We start from the raw sequence: 12,682 nt of genomic DNA on the forward strand, positions 1-12,682 counted from the left end.
GGTCGCCCCCCGCGGGGGCGGCGGGGGGAGCGGCCCCCCCCCCGCCCCCCGGCATTAACCGGAACCGCGGCGGGCGCATGCCAGCCATGCGCGCCTCACTGCCGGCAGCGTAACAAAATCCTCACCGACGATTTTGCTTTGTTCGGTGCCGGTGGTAGCAGATCATGCTGCCAAGCCTCTCGAAATGAGGCGATCATTCGGAAAGACCCGGCAATGAGCAGAGAAATCGATCACATCGACCGCAAGATCCTGCGCGAGCTGCAGGCCGACGGCCGCCTGTCCAATGCGGAGCTGTCGCGCCGGGTCAACCTGTCGCCGACGCCGTGCCTGGAACGGGTGCGGCGGCTGGAGCGCGACGGCTACATCCAGGGCTATCGCGCCCTGCTCGACCCGCATCAGCTGGGGCGGTCGGTGGTGTGCTTCATCGAGGTGGCGCTCGACAGAACGACGCCGGACGTGTTCGACCGGTTCCGCGACGCCGTGCTCGACATGCCGGAGGTGATGGAGTGCCACATGATCACCGGCGGCCTCGACTACCTGCTGAAGGTGCGCCTGGCCGACATGGGCGAATACCGCCGGTTCCTGGGCGACAGCCTGGTCACCCTGCCGGGCGTCAAGGCCACCCATACCTATGTGGTGATGGAAGAAGTGAAGACCGACAACATGATCCCGGTGTCGGAGCCGGGCGGCCCGGGGCGGCGCTGAGGTCGGCGCCGCCCCGTACTGCTGGCGATCAGCCGGCGGATGCGGCGGCGGCGGTCAGCGCCAGGTCGAGATCGCGGATCAGGTCGTCGGCGGTTTCCAGGCCGATGGACAGGCGGATCACCTCCGGCCCCGCCCCGGCGGCGATCTGCTGCGCCTCCGTCAGCTGGCGGTGGGTGGTGGAGGCCGGGTGCAGGATCAGCGAGCGGGTATCGCCGATGTTGGCGAGGTGGCTGAACACCTGCACGTTCTCCACCACCTTGCGCCCGACCTCGTAGCCGCCCTTGACGCCGATGGTGAACACCGCGCCGCAGCCCTTGGGCAGGTACTTCTCCGCCAGCGCCCGGTAGGGCGAGCCCGGCAGCCCGGCGTAGGACACCCACTCCACCTGCGGATGGCGGCTGAGGAACTCGGCCACCCGCGCCGCATTCTCCACATGGCGGTCCATGCGGACGTGCAGGGTCTCAATGCCGGTGATGGTCAGGAAGGCGTTCTGCGGCGACAGCGCCGGGCCGAAGTCGCGCAGGGCGACGGCGCGGGCCTTGGTGGTGAAGGCGAAGTCGCCGAAGGTCTCGAAGAAGGTGAGGCCGTGATAGGCGGGCTCCGGCTTGGTCAGGGACGGGAACTTGTCGTTCTGCGCCCAGTCGAAGCGCCCCGATTCCACCACGCAGCCGCCCACCGCATTGCCGTGGCCGCCGAGGAACTTGGTGGTGGAGTGGACGACGATGTCCGCCCCCCACTCGATCGGCCGCAGCAGGTAGGGCGTCGCCATGGTGTTGTCGACAATCAGCGGCACGCCGGCCTCGTGCGCCACGGCGGCCACCTTCTCGATGTCCACCACGATGCCGCCGGGGTTGGCCAGCGCCTCGATGAAGATGGCCTTGCACTTGGGCGTCAGCGCCTTGCGGAAGTTTTCCGGGTCGGTCGGATCGACGAAGTGGCAGGTCCAGCCGAGCTTGCGGAACGACAGGCCGAACTGGGTGATGGAGCCGCCGTAGAGGTTGCGCGACGCCACGAACTCGTCGCCCGGCTCCAGCAGGGTGAAGAAGGTGAGGAACTGCGCCGCATGGCCGGAGGCGCAGGCGACGGCGGCGCGGCCGCCCTCCAGGCTCGCCACCCGTTCCTCCAGCACGCTGACGGTCGGGTTGGTCAGGCGGGAGTAGATGTAGCCGAAGGTATGCAGGTTGAACAGCGACGCCGCATGGTCGGCATCGTCGAACACGTAGCTGCTGGTCTGGTAGATGGGCGTGATGCGGGCGCCGGTGGTGGGGTCGGGCGCGGCCCCTGCGTGGATGGCGCGGGTCTCGAAGCCGAAGCTGAGGTTCTTGTCCGGGCCGGTCGGCTCGGCGGCGCCCTCCTTCGGGGCCTTGCGCGGCTTGGCGGAGATGATGCCGGAATTGACGCCCGACCACGACAGTTCGCCGCCCAGGCGGCCGTATTCGATCTTCGGGCAGCGGTCCATGATGACGGTCAGCCCGGCCGCCTCGGCGCGGGCGGCGGCCTCGTCGTTGCGCACCGACAGCTGCATCCACACCACAGGAATGCCAAGCGCCACGGCCTCGTCCACCACCGGCCCGACCTGATCGGAGCGGCGGAAGATGTCCACCATGTCGATCTTCTCGGGGATGGAGCGCAGGTCGGGATAGACCGTCTCGCCCAGCAACTGCTGCCCGGCGGCGCCGGGATTGACCGGGATGACGCGGTATCCCTTCTCCTGCAGGTACTTCATGACGAAGTAGCTGGGGCGGTTCCAGTTGGTGCTGGCGCCGACCATGGCGATGGTCTTCACCTCCCGCAGGATGCGGGCCAGAACCACGTCGGGGTAGCTGAGCGGAGCGGCGGTCATTGGACGTCGGGCCTTTCCCTGTTCTTGCACGGCGGCCGCCAGACTATCCGACCGCCGCCGCCGCCGCCACAGGCTGCGCGCGGGGGCCGGCCTCGCCATCTCCTGTTGATCATTGTGGGTATTCACTGCACCATTGGCGTCCTCTGCATGGCATCGACGGAGGAAAGCCCGCCATGATCCGCCCCGTGCTGACCGTCCTCACCGGCCTGCTGGCGCTGCCCGCCCTGCTGCCCGCCGCCGCCATGGCCGAGGAAGTGGCCTACAGCGAGGAATACTCCCGCTGCTTGGAGGCCTCCGGCGGCGTCACCATGGACATGATCGACTGCATGTCCGACGAACACCAGCGCTGGGACGCGCGGCTGAACGCCGCCTACAAGGCCGCCAATGCCGCCAGCCCGGAACGGCAGAAAGCGCTGCAGGCGGCGCAGCGGGCGTGGATCAAGTACCGCGACGCCAACTGCGAGTACTATTACGACCCCGATGGCGGCTCCGACGCCCGCATCGCCGCCAACAGCTGCATGCTGACCATGACCGCCGAACGGGCGACCGAACTGATGAGGCTGGCCCCCTAAGGGCCGCGCAGGCGGTTCATACGACCCCGGTCGCGCGCCTTCCGTCGGAATTGAGCATCCCCGGCCCCAACCCTCAGCATGAACGCCCGTTCATCCTGGAGGTTGATCATGGATCGCGTCACCAAGGCCTGGAGGTTCTTCGCCGCCGTGCGCCGGGGCTGCGGCTGGCACGGGGTGCCGCTGGCAGTGGGGCTGCGCCATGCGGCGGCGCTCTACGCCGAGGGGTTCTCGCCGCGGGAGATCGTCAGCTATGCCCTCTATGTGCCGGCGGTGCGGCAGCGCTACCCGCTGCTGATCAGCAAGGAACGGTCGCTGGCCCGGCTGCTGGCCATCAACCCCGCCCGCCACCACGACCAGACCGAGGACAAGGACACGTTCTACCGCCTGTGCGCCGAACGCGGCCTGCCCTTCCCGCAGCATTACGGCAGCGTCCACGGCGGCGTCGCTTACCTGCCCGACGGCCGCCCGGCCGAGACGCGGGCGGCCTGGCGGGAGCATCTGCGGACGGCCCTGCCGGCCGACTTCGTGGTCAAGGATCTGGGCGGCGCCTATGGCTCCGGCTTCACCGCCTGGCGGCGCGAGGCCGGCGACCGCTTCACCAACCTCGGCACCGGCGCCCACCACAGCCTGGACGACATGATAGAGGCCTGGCACCGCTGGTCCGGCTTCGGCGGCGTGGTCATCCAGCAGCGGGTCTACGACGCCGAGCCGCTGCGCCGCCTGTGCGGCGTGCGCACCCTGCAGACCTTCCGGGTGGTGACGGAGCTGCGCGACGGGCGGCCGTCGGTGCTGTTCCACTTCCAGAAGGTGGTGGTGGGCGACAGCCTGACCGACAACTTCGCCGGCGGCACCACCGGCAACCTGCTCGCCTTCTTCGACCGCGACAGCGGCCTGCTGGACGTGGCCCTGCAGCTGTCGCCCGGCGGCTCGGGGCTGGTGGAGGTCACCACCCACCCGCTCACCGGCGCCTCCATCCGCGGCTTCGCCCTGCCCCACTTCCAGGCGGCGCTGGAGCTGGCGCAGCGGGCGCAGATGGCCTTCCCCGACCTGCCCTGCCTCGGCTGGGACATCGCCCTCACCGACGACGGGCCGCTGCTGATCGAGGCCAACGCCCGCTGGGACCCGCCCAACTACCGGCCGGAAGTGCTGTCGGCGGCCGACTGGCGGCGCCTGTTCGGGCCGCCGCCGGCAGAGGCGGAGGACGCCACCCGGCAGGCCGCCGCCTGACCTCAGCCGTCGACGGCCGCCACCGCCGCCAGGCCGTCGCGCGCCACCCGCACATGGCGCAGGTCCAGGTTGGCGAGCAGGCCGGCGCGGCGGAAGTCGGCGATCAGGCGGCTGGCGGTTTCCTTGGTGATGCCGAGGATGGCGCCCACATCGTCGCGCGACGGCAGTTCCACCGCCGGCTGCGCCACCCCCGGCGCCGCCTCCGCCGCCAGGTCGTGCAGGTCGATGAGGAAGCGGGCCAGGCGCTGGCGGGCGCTGCCGGTGGAATAATGGGTCAGCCAGTCGTCGGCCCGCCGCACCGCATGGTGCCAGTGGCGGATCATCTGGGTCGCCAGCCAGTCCTGCTTTTCCATCACCAGCCGCACCACCGGCAGCGGCACCCGGCAGACCTCCACCTCGGTCAGGGCGACGGCGGTGTGGTCGCAGGGGGTGTCGAGCAGGGTTTCCAGCGCCAGCAGATCGGTGCGACGGGCCAGCCGGACGATGCGGTACGACCCGTCGGCCAGATAGTGCACCAGCTTCACCACGCCGCGGCGGACGATGAACAGGGCGTCGGGGGTGTCGCCGGCGGAATACAGCGTCTCCCCCGCCGCCACCGTCAGGTCCGGCACCCGCGGCGCGATGGCCTCCAGCTCCGGCACCGACAGGTTCACGAACAGGGCGTTCTGGCGCACCGTGCAGGTGCGGCAGCGCGCCGCCCGGCGGCAGGCCTCGGCACCGGCCGCCAGCGGACCGGGGGCGGAGACGGGAACGGCAGGGCCGGCGGAAACGGCGGCGGCGGAGTTGCGGGCCGGAACGGACATGGCGGAACCTCGCGACGACAGGCCGCCACTATGCCTGCGGGCCGCCGGATTGCAAGCCCGCCCCGCCGCCGGTCACGGCTGGCAGGCGACGTCGTAGAGCGCCGCCGGGGCATCGCCGCCCCAACGCAGGTCGCCCGGCAGGTCGTCGGCGGTCAGGTCGGCATCGGCCGGCATCACCGCGTCGCGGCGGTTGCGGCAGTCGATCAGGTGGCGGGCGACCAGGGTGTCGGCATCCCGCTGCACCAGCAGCACGTCCACCATGGAGAAGCCGGGATGGGCGGCATGGCGGCGCAGGCTGGCGCGGTCCACCACCACCAGCCGGCTGGTCACCGGATGCACCACCGACCACGGTTCGATGAGGTTGGAGAAGGTCAGCCGCTCGATCACCACCATCTCCGGCGGCAGCAGCTGTTCGGTGTTGGACGCCCACTGATACCGCAGGGTGGCGGTGACGCCGACAATGGCCACCGCCGCCAGCGCCATCAGCAGGTTGCGCGGCGCCTTGCGGCCGGTGAGGCGGAAACCGGCCATCACCACGCCGACGGAGGCTAGGGCGGCGCAGGCGGCAATCACGACATCAAGAAGCATCGGACTTGGCAACTCCGGTCAGAAACGGTCGGAACATCATCACGCATCGGGCATCGGGTATCAGGCATCGGGCCTCAGGCCAGCAGGTCTTGTAGCTTCGCCAGCCGCTTGCCGTCCATGGACGATGCCTGGGCCAGCATCAGTTCGCCGCAGGCCAGCGCATCGGCGAGCGCATGGTGGCCGCGATAGCGCGGCAGGCCGTAGCGGTCGCGGCAGGCGAGCAGGCGGAACTCGCCGCTCTTGCTCTCCTTGCCGGCCCGCGCCGCCCGCCGCCGCTCCAGCAGCAGGGTGTCGACGAAGGGCACCATCAGCGGCTGGCCGTAGACGCGCCGGCAGGCGGCATCCAGGAAGCCCTGCTCCACCAGCGCGTGATGGGCAACCGGGATGCGCCCGCGCAGGGCGGCCAGGAACTGCGGCAGCACCTCCTCCAGGGTCGGCGCATCCTCCACGTGGCTGTCGAGGATGCCGTGGACGACGGCACTCTCGCCGCTGATCGGACCTTCCACCCGCACCAGCTGATAGCCCGCCTGCGCCAGCCGCACGGCGCCGCCGATGATCGGCACCCAGCCGATGCTGACGATGGCGTCCTTGCGCGGGTCAAGGCCGGTGGTTTCCAGGTCGACGGCCAGGAACTCCGCCTCCGTCCACGGCGTGTCGAGGGTGGCGTAGTCCGCCGCATAATACTGGCGCAAGGGTCCGCTGCCGGCACGGAAGGCCAGCCACCAGCGGATCAGGTCCAGGCTGATGAGATTGTGCAACACCGACAAGGGCATGGTTCAGCCGTACTCCCCCCAGGCTGGCTCCATGCAGGACCGGCTCACCCCAGGCCGCCACGGTAGGTGGAGGACGCGCCGCTCTGCATGTTCTTGACCACCGTGAAGGCGTCCTTCAGGTGGCTGCGTTCGAAGGATGACAGTTCCTCCGGCCGCAGGTAGTTGTCGGCGGACTGACCGTCGCGGATCAGTCGCGCCTGGTGGCGCAGCCGCACCAGCCCCAGGAACTCCAGCGCGTCGATGAGGTCGCGGGAGCCCTCGCGGCTGACCTTGGCGGTCTCGCAGGCGGCCTCCAGCCGGTCCTTGGTGTTGACCTGCGGCAGCCCGCCGTCCAGGGCGTAGATGCGGGCGAGGTCGACGATGGGCACGATGCCGGTGTGCTTGAGGTCGAGCGCGTGGTCGTGCTCGCCGCCGCTGATCAGCACCAGGTTGCGGAAGAAGCCGAGCGGCGGCCGGTGGGTCAGGGCGTTGCCAGTCAGGTGGCCGAGGAACAGGCGGCTGCCCTGGGCCTTCTTCAGCACGTGGCCGTGCAGGTCGTCGAACAGGCTCATCTCGCCGGAGATGGGGCGCATGTCGAAGAACACGCTGCTGTACATCAGCGCCTTCGGCTCCGGCTCGTCGATCCAGCGGCCGAAGGTGGACTTCCAGCCGCGCAGGGTCTGGCGCCACTTGGGGTTCATGGCCATCACCTCACCGGGGCACAGCATGTAGCCGGCGGTGGCGAGGCCCTGGCAGACGTAGGTCGCCAGCTTTTCGAAGTAGTCGCCGTGGGCGGCGGGGTTGTAGTCGTCCGACAGCACCATGCAGTTGTCCTGGTCGGACCGCGCGGTCTGCTCGTTGCGCCCCTGTGATCCCACCGCCAGCCACAGATAGGGCACCGGCGGCGGCCCGAAGGTTTCCTCCGCCAGCTGCAGGATGCGGATGGTGGCGGCATCGGCCAGGGACGAGATGGCATGGCCGATGGCGTAGGAGCTGGCGCCGCTCGCCACCAGGTCGTGGACGATGTCGGGGATGACGGTCAGCGCCTGGCCGATGCCCTCCGGGTCCTTGCGCTGGTAGATGTCGCCGGCCACCAGCGCCGGCGAACGGGCCTGGTTGCGCAGCAGGTCGGTGACGGTGATGACGCCGGCCGGGCGGCCGTCGGCGCGCTCCACCGGCAGGTGGTGGATGGCGTGGCGCGACATCAGCAGCATGGCCTGGAACAGCCAGGCGGTGGCCGGCACCGCCAGCGGATCGGGCGTCATGATGGCCGCTACCGGCTCCTGCGGCGAGCGGGCGACGGCAACCACGCGGCTGCGCAGGTCGCGGTCGGTGATGATGCCGCACAGGCGGTCGTCATCGACCACCAGCAGGCAGGACACGCCGGCCGCCGCCATCTTGGCCGCCGCCTCCTGGATCGTCGCGGTGCGCGAGATGACCACCGGGTCGCGCTTCACCAGCTCGCCGACCCGGCGGGTGGTGAGGCCGCTGCTGTCGTCGGCCCCGGCGGTGACGCGGGCGCCGCGCAGGCGGTCGCCGCCGGTGGGCGAGAAATGGTAGGCGAAGGAGGCATGCTCGTCGCGCAGCCGGTGGAACTCCCCGGCCGGCAGCTGGTAGAGCAGCGAATCTTCCAGCGCCACGATGTGGTTGACGGCCAGGCCGCCGCGCAGCAGGGCGCGCAGGCCGGCCAGTTCGCCTTCGCCGGCGCGGGCCAGCAGGGCGCCGTCGGGGTCGCGGGTTTCCAGCGCGCCGGAGCGCACGATGCTGAGGGCATCGACCCTTTCGCCCGGCGTCATCAGCACCGTGCCGCGGCGCAGGTAGCGCACGCTGATCAGACGGGCGAGCGCCGTGACCTCGGTGTCGGGCAGCAGGTCGAACGGATGGTGGGCGGCGATGAAGTCCCGGATATCTGCGATTTCGGTGTTCAATGATCCCTCCCCTTGCTGGTCGCGGCCCTTGGCAGGCTCTTGCGCCGTCTTGTTGGGTGGAAAGAAAGGGCGGCCCTCCCGCAGGGGAGGACCGCCGCAATCTACCGTCCGGTCACAGTCCCCGGATCAGTGGTCGTGAGCAGCACCGGCGCCGCGCGGCGAACGGACGAACTCGACCAGTTCCTGAACACGCTGCGGCGGGGCAGCGGTGACGCGGCTGACGATCATGGCGACCGCGAAGTTCAGGATCATGCCGACGAAGCCGATGCCTTCCGGCGAGATGCCGAACAGCCAGTTCTCAGCCACGTTGGCCTGGATCGGGGTGATGAAGATCCCCTTGAACCACAGGATGTAGCCCATGGTGAAGCCAAGGCCGACCAGCATGCCGACGATGGCACCCTCGCGGTTCACCTTCTTCGAGAAGATGCCCATCATGATGGCCGGGAACAGCGAACTTGCTGCAAGGCCGAAGGCGAAGGCCACCACTTCCGCCACGAAGCCAGGCGGGTTGTACCCCAGGTAACCGGCGATGAGGATGGCCACCGCCGCCGAGATACGTCCGGCCATGAGTTCCTGCTTTTCCGAGATGCCCTTGGTGAAGGTGCTCTTGAGCAGGTCGTGGGAGATGGACGAGGAGATCACGAGCAGCAGGCCCGCCGCGGTGGACAGCGCCGCCGCGATACCACCCGCCGCGACCAGGGCGATGACCCAGTTCGGCAGCTTGGCGATTTCGGGGTTGGCGAGCACCATGATGTCGCGGTCGACCGTCAGTTCGTTGCCGGTCCAGCCACGCTCCTGGGCCACTTCCGGCTTCACGCCCTTTTCGTTGTAGTACTGGATGCGGCCGTCGTTGTTCTTGTCTTCCCACTTGATGAGGCCGGTCGCGCTCCAGCGCTGCATCCACTCGGGGATGTCGCTGACGGCGATAGCACCATCCTGCTGGGCGACGCCGCCCGGCCACGCGGTGGTGGTCAGGTTGTAGCGGGCCATGGCGCCCACGGCGGGGGCCACGGTGTACAGCAGGGCGATGAACAGCAGCGCCCAACCGGCCGAGGAGCGGGCATCACGCACGCGCGGCACGGTGAAGAAGCGCACGATCACGTGCGGCAGGCCGGCGGTGCCGACCATCAGCGCGGCGGTGATGGCGAAGATGTCGATGGTCGACTTGCCGCCGGCGGTGTAGGCCGCGAAGCCCAGTTCCTGCACGATCTCGTTCAGGCGGGTCAGCAGGTGGACGTCGGTGCCTTCGACCTTCGAGAACAGGCCGAGCGGCGGCAGCGGGTTGCCGGTGATCTGGATGGAGATGAAGATCGCCGGGATGATGTAGGCGGTGATCAGCACGCAGTACTGCGCCACCTGGGTGTAGGTGATGCCCTTCATGCCGCCCAGCACCGCGTAGACGAACACGATGCCCATGCCGAGGATCAGGCCGGTCAGCAGGTCGACTTCCAGGAAGCGGGCGAAGACGATGCCGACGCCGCGCATCTGGCCGGCGACGTAGGTGAAGGAGATGAAGATCAGGCAGACCACGGCCACGACGCGGGCGGTCTGGCTGTAGTAGCGGTCGCCGATGAACTCCGGCACCGTGAACTTGCCGTACTTGCGCAGGTAGGGCGCGAGCAGCATGGCGAGCAGCACGTAGCCGCCGGTCCAGCCCATCAGGTAGACCGAGCCGCCGTAGCCGAGGAAGGCGATCAGGCCGGCCATGGAGATGAACGACGCCGCCGACATCCAGTCGGCGCCGGTGGCCATGCCGTTGGCGATCGGGTGCACGCCGCCGCCGGCGACGTAGAACTCGCCGGTCGAGGCCGCGCGGGTCCAGATGGCGATACCGATGTAGAGGGCGAAGGTCGCGCCCACCACAAGGTAAGTAAGGGTCATAAGATCCATTCTAGGTTTCCCCCCGATCGACTTACTGTTCGTCCACGTCGTACTCGCGATCCAGCTTGTTCATACGCCAGGCGTAGAAAGCGATCAGGATCAGGAACACGAGGATGGAGCCCTGCTGAGCAAACCAGAAGCCCAGACCGGTGCCACCGACTTCGATCTTGTTCAGCGCATCGGCAAACAGGATGCCGGCGCCGTAGGAAACCAGGAACCAAACCACGAGACAGCCGCCCACGATACGCAGGTTCGCCTTCCAGTAGGCATCCGCGGCCGACTTGTTCATTTCAGACATCTAGTCCTCCCTGCATTACTCCCAGAGACCGTTGGGGCCTTCAGGGCGCGTAGCGTACACGATCCTGACGCTTGTTAAAGCGTTTCTTGTTGGTTTTTGAAAGATTCGTGCTTCCAGACGGTCATTCAGGAAACCTGAACACCGCGACAGCGCCCCTCCGGATCAAAAAATTTCCCACTCGCGCGACAGTCGCAGCGGCGACCGCCCCACGGCCCCGCCGCTCGAATGGGGCGAAACCGTGGCAAAGGATGCACGAGCAGCAGAAAAAGCCAAGTCTCAAGATGCGATGGCGCCCTCGGGCCAAGGCGCAATATGACCGCACCCGCCCCCTCTTCAACCTCAGATGGCGCCATATGGCCCCTCCCCATGTGGCGAAAATGGCTGCGTCGTGCGCCTTGCCGGGGCGGCGGGGTGATCGCCGGGCGACCCACCCACTCCTTCCGGCTGAGGCGCATTGCACCGCACCACAGCAGCCGCAAAACCGCCCGTGCGGCGCAGCGAATCGGCGCCCTGCGGGGGCAAGGCGACTCGAATCGGACGTCGCGTCCGCCTTGCCGGAACAGGTTTGACTTTCCGAGCCTTGCGGCCTGATACTTGAGCCAACAACTAGGAGTCCCGGCCACGCAGCCGGCGACCCAGGGAGGCACAGTTCGGGCATGCTCGACGATCGGGAAGCGCTGTTCCGGGCGCTGATCGAGGACCATGGCAGCCATCCGCGCCACAGCGACCCGCTGGAGCCGGCGGACGCCCGCGCCGACGGCCACAATCCGCTGTGCGGCGACCGCGTCGCCCTGGCCCTGCGCCTTGCCGCCGACGACAGCATCGCCGACTGCAGCTGCCGCGCCCGCGGCTGCGCCATCTGCACCGCCTCCGCCTCGCTGCTGACCGATCTGGTGCGCGGCCTGCGCCGGGCCGACGCGGTGGCGCTGGTCGAGGCCTTCCGCACCGCCTGCGTCAGCGGCGAGCCGCTGGCCGCCACACCTTATCTGGATGATGCCGGGCGCGAGGTGATGGCGGCGCTGACCATCATCCACGCCAGCCCGTTGCGGGTGAAGTGCGTCACGCTGCCGTGGCACGCCCTCAAGGCCGCCCTCACCGGCGCCTCGGAACGCTCCCACGACCTGCGGGTCGCCCCCGCCGGGGAGACCGCCGCATGACCCGCCCCGGCACCCCCGCCCCCGCCGCCCCGCCCGATCCGCTGCTGGCCGCCCGCGACTGGCAGGACGGCGGCCACCGCTGCGCCATCGCCACCGTGCTGCACACCTGGGGCAGCGCGCCCCGCCCGGTCGGCTCCAAGCTGGCGGTGCGCGACGATGGCGAGATGGTCGGCTCGGTCTCCGGCGGCTGCATCGAGGGTGCGGTGGTCGATGCCGCCATGCGGGCCATGGCCGGCGCGCCGCCGCAGGTGCTGGAATTCGGCGTCGCCGACGAAACCGCCTGGGCGGTCGGCCTCGCCTGCGGCGGCCGCATCGCAGTCTATGTCGAGGCGCTGCACTGACACACTGACGCGGCGCAAGGCCCACCCCACGCCAACAGGGAGGAGACGGCACCTTGGACATCACCGGCGAATACCTCATTCCGGCCGACCGCCGGACGGTCTGGCAGGCGATCAACGATCCCGAGGTGCTGCGGGAATGCATTCCCGGCTGCGACGCCCTCACCCCCGCCGAGGACGCCCCCGGCTACGACGCCACCGTCACCGCCAAGGTGGGGCCGGTGAAGGCCACCTTCCGCGGCAGCGTGCGGCTGGAAGACATCGTCGAACCGGAAAGCTACCGCATCGTCGGCGAGGGCAAGGGCGGCGCCGCCGGCTTCGCCAAGGGCGGCGCCACCGTGCGGCTGGAGGAGGTGGACGCCACCAACACCCGCCTCACCTACGCCGCCGACGCCCAGGTGGGCGGCAAGCTGGCGCAGCTGGGGTCGCGCCTCATCCAGGGCACGGCGCGCAAGTACGCCGACGACTTCTTCTCCCGCCTCACCGCCCGCATCGCTCCGCAGGAGGTGCCCGACACCGCCGCCACCGTCGGCATCGGCGCCGGTTCCGCCGATGCCGGCCGCCCGCGTGAAGGCGAGGCGGAGCTGGTG

13 protein-coding genes are annotated in these 12,682 nt (G+C 69.5%); 6 read left to right on the forward strand and 7 right to left on the reverse strand.

Translation table 11 applies throughout. The features are described from left to right. Window positions 1-213: 213 nt before the first annotated feature. The gene (locus tag ABD056_RS08695; RefSeq protein ID WP_343866164.1) at window positions 214-705 is read left to right on the forward strand and encodes an Lrp/AsnC ligand binding domain-containing protein; all 492 of its coding nucleotides are present in this window, start codon (window positions 214-216) and stop codon (window positions 703-705) included. Between the two features lie 28 nt (window positions 706-733). On the opposite strand, the gene ABD056_RS08700 is transcribed toward ABD056_RS08695, so the two are convergent. Continuing rightward, entirely contained in the window at window positions 734-2,548 is a 1,815-nt protein-coding gene (locus ABD056_RS08700; RefSeq protein WP_343866165.1) for an O-acetylhomoserine aminocarboxypropyltransferase, read from the reverse strand. A gap of 173 nt (window positions 2,549-2,721) precedes the next feature. Between ABD056_RS08700 and ABD056_RS08705 the strand changes: the two genes are divergently transcribed. After that, window positions 2,722-3,120, forward strand: coding sequence for a lysozyme inhibitor LprI family protein (locus ABD056_RS08705; protein WP_343866166.1), 399 nt, complete (start codon window positions 2,722-2,724; stop codon window positions 3,118-3,120). Between the two features lie 108 nt (window positions 3,121-3,228). Further along, window positions 3,229-4,347 (forward strand): sugar-transfer associated ATP-grasp domain-containing protein, encoded by a 1,119-nt coding sequence (locus ABD056_RS08710; protein ID WP_343866167.1) that lies wholly within the window; start codon window positions 3,229-3,231, stop codon window positions 4,345-4,347. Between the two features lie 2 nt (window positions 4,348-4,349). Here ABD056_RS08710 and ABD056_RS08715 read toward each other — a convergent pair whose 3' ends face one another. The 6 genes from ABD056_RS08715 to ABD056_RS08740 all read right to left on the reverse strand — a co-directional run bounded on the left by ABD056_RS08715 (window position 4,350) and on the right by ABD056_RS08740 (window position 10,597). After that, complete coding sequence (locus ABD056_RS08715; RefSeq protein ID WP_343866168.1) at window positions 4,350-5,150, reverse strand: Crp/Fnr family transcriptional regulator; 801 nt, start codon at window positions 5,148-5,150, stop codon at window positions 4,350-4,352. Window positions 5,151-5,222: 72 nt separating this feature from the next. Next, entirely contained in the window at window positions 5,223-5,738 is a 516-nt protein-coding gene (locus tag ABD056_RS08720) for a hypothetical protein (protein WP_343866169.1), read from the reverse strand. Between the two features lie 74 nt (window positions 5,739-5,812). Further along, window positions 5,813-6,511, reverse strand: a complete 699-nt coding sequence (locus tag ABD056_RS08725) for an exonuclease domain-containing protein (protein WP_343866170.1) — start codon at window positions 6,509-6,511, stop codon at window positions 5,813-5,815. Between the two features lie 44 nt (window positions 6,512-6,555). Continuing rightward, window positions 6,556-8,418, reverse strand: a complete 1,863-nt coding sequence (locus tag ABD056_RS08730) for a DUF294 nucleotidyltransferase-like domain-containing protein (RefSeq protein WP_343866171.1) — start codon at window positions 8,416-8,418, stop codon at window positions 6,556-6,558. Window positions 8,419-8,544: 126 nt separating this feature from the next. After that, on the reverse strand, window positions 8,545-10,299 hold the full coding sequence (locus tag ABD056_RS08735) for a sodium:solute symporter family protein (protein WP_343866172.1): 1,755 nt from the start codon (window positions 10,297-10,299) through the stop codon (window positions 8,545-8,547). 31 nt (window positions 10,300-10,330) lie between these two features. Continuing rightward, window positions 10,331-10,597: a DUF4212 domain-containing protein gene (locus ABD056_RS08740; RefSeq protein WP_343866173.1), complete on the reverse strand. Its 267-nt coding sequence runs from the start codon at window positions 10,595-10,597 to the stop codon at window positions 10,331-10,333. A 656-nt stretch (window positions 10,598-11,253) separates the two neighbouring features. Between ABD056_RS08740 and sufU the strand changes: the two genes are divergently transcribed. The 3 genes from sufU to ABD056_RS08755 all read left to right on the forward strand — a co-directional run. After that, window positions 11,254-11,754, forward strand: a complete 501-nt coding sequence (gene sufU / locus ABD056_RS08745; RefSeq protein ID WP_343866174.1) for a Fe-S cluster assembly sulfur transfer protein SufU — start codon at window positions 11,254-11,256, stop codon at window positions 11,752-11,754. Next, on the forward strand, window positions 11,751-12,095 hold the full coding sequence (locus tag ABD056_RS08750; protein ID WP_343866175.1) for an XdhC family protein: 345 nt from the start codon (window positions 11,751-11,753) through the stop codon (window positions 12,093-12,095). Before sufU ends, ABD056_RS08750 begins: the two co-directional genes overlap by 4 nt. Window positions 12,096-12,148: 53 nt before the next feature. Next, window positions 12,149-12,682 (forward strand): SRPBCC family protein (locus ABD056_RS08755; RefSeq protein ID WP_343866176.1); only part of this gene is annotated, 534 nt, incomplete at its 3' end.

It is taken from the genome of Caenispirillum bisanense, from assembly GCF_039523075.1.
Classification (GTDB): domain Bacteria; phylum Pseudomonadota; class Alphaproteobacteria; order Rhodospirillales; family Rhodospirillaceae; genus Caenispirillum; species Caenispirillum bisanense.

Bases quoted from the DNA above. Each gene is read 5' to 3' on its own strand.
- ABD056_RS08695 (WP_343866164.1), top strand. From the start codon at position 214: ATGAGCAGAGAAATCGATCACATCGACCGCAAGATCCTGCGCGAGCTG.
- ABD056_RS08700 (WP_343866165.1), bottom strand. From the start codon at position 2,548: ATGACCGCCGCTCCGCTCAGCTACCCCGACGTGGTTCTGGCCCGCATC.
- ABD056_RS08705 (WP_343866166.1), top strand. From the start codon at position 2,722: ATGATCCGCCCCGTGCTGACCGTCCTCACCGGCCTGCTGGCGCTGCCC.
- ABD056_RS08710 (WP_343866167.1), top strand. From the start codon at position 3,229: ATGGATCGCGTCACCAAGGCCTGGAGGTTCTTCGCCGCCGTGCGCCGG.
- ABD056_RS08715 (WP_343866168.1), bottom strand. From the start codon at position 5,150: ATGTCCGTTCCGGCCCGCAACTCCGCCGCCGCCGTTTCCGCCGGCCCT.
- ABD056_RS08720 (WP_343866169.1), bottom strand. From the start codon at position 5,738: ATGCTTCTTGATGTCGTGATTGCCGCCTGCGCCGCCCTAGCCTCCGTC.
- ABD056_RS08725 (WP_343866170.1), bottom strand. From the start codon at position 6,511: ATGCCCTTGTCGGTGTTGCACAATCTCATCAGCCTGGACCTGATCCGC.
- ABD056_RS08735 (WP_343866172.1), bottom strand. From the start codon at position 10,299: ATGACCCTTACTTACCTTGTGGTGGGCGCGACCTTCGCCCTCTACATC.
- ABD056_RS08740 (WP_343866173.1), bottom strand. From the start codon at position 10,597: ATGTCTGAAATGAACAAGTCGGCCGCGGATGCCTACTGGAAGGCGAAC.
- sufU (WP_343866174.1), top strand. From the start codon at position 11,254: ATGCTCGACGATCGGGAAGCGCTGTTCCGGGCGCTGATCGAGGACCAT.
- ABD056_RS08750 (WP_343866175.1), top strand. From the start codon at position 11,751: ATGACCCGCCCCGGCACCCCCGCCCCCGCCGCCCCGCCCGATCCGCTG.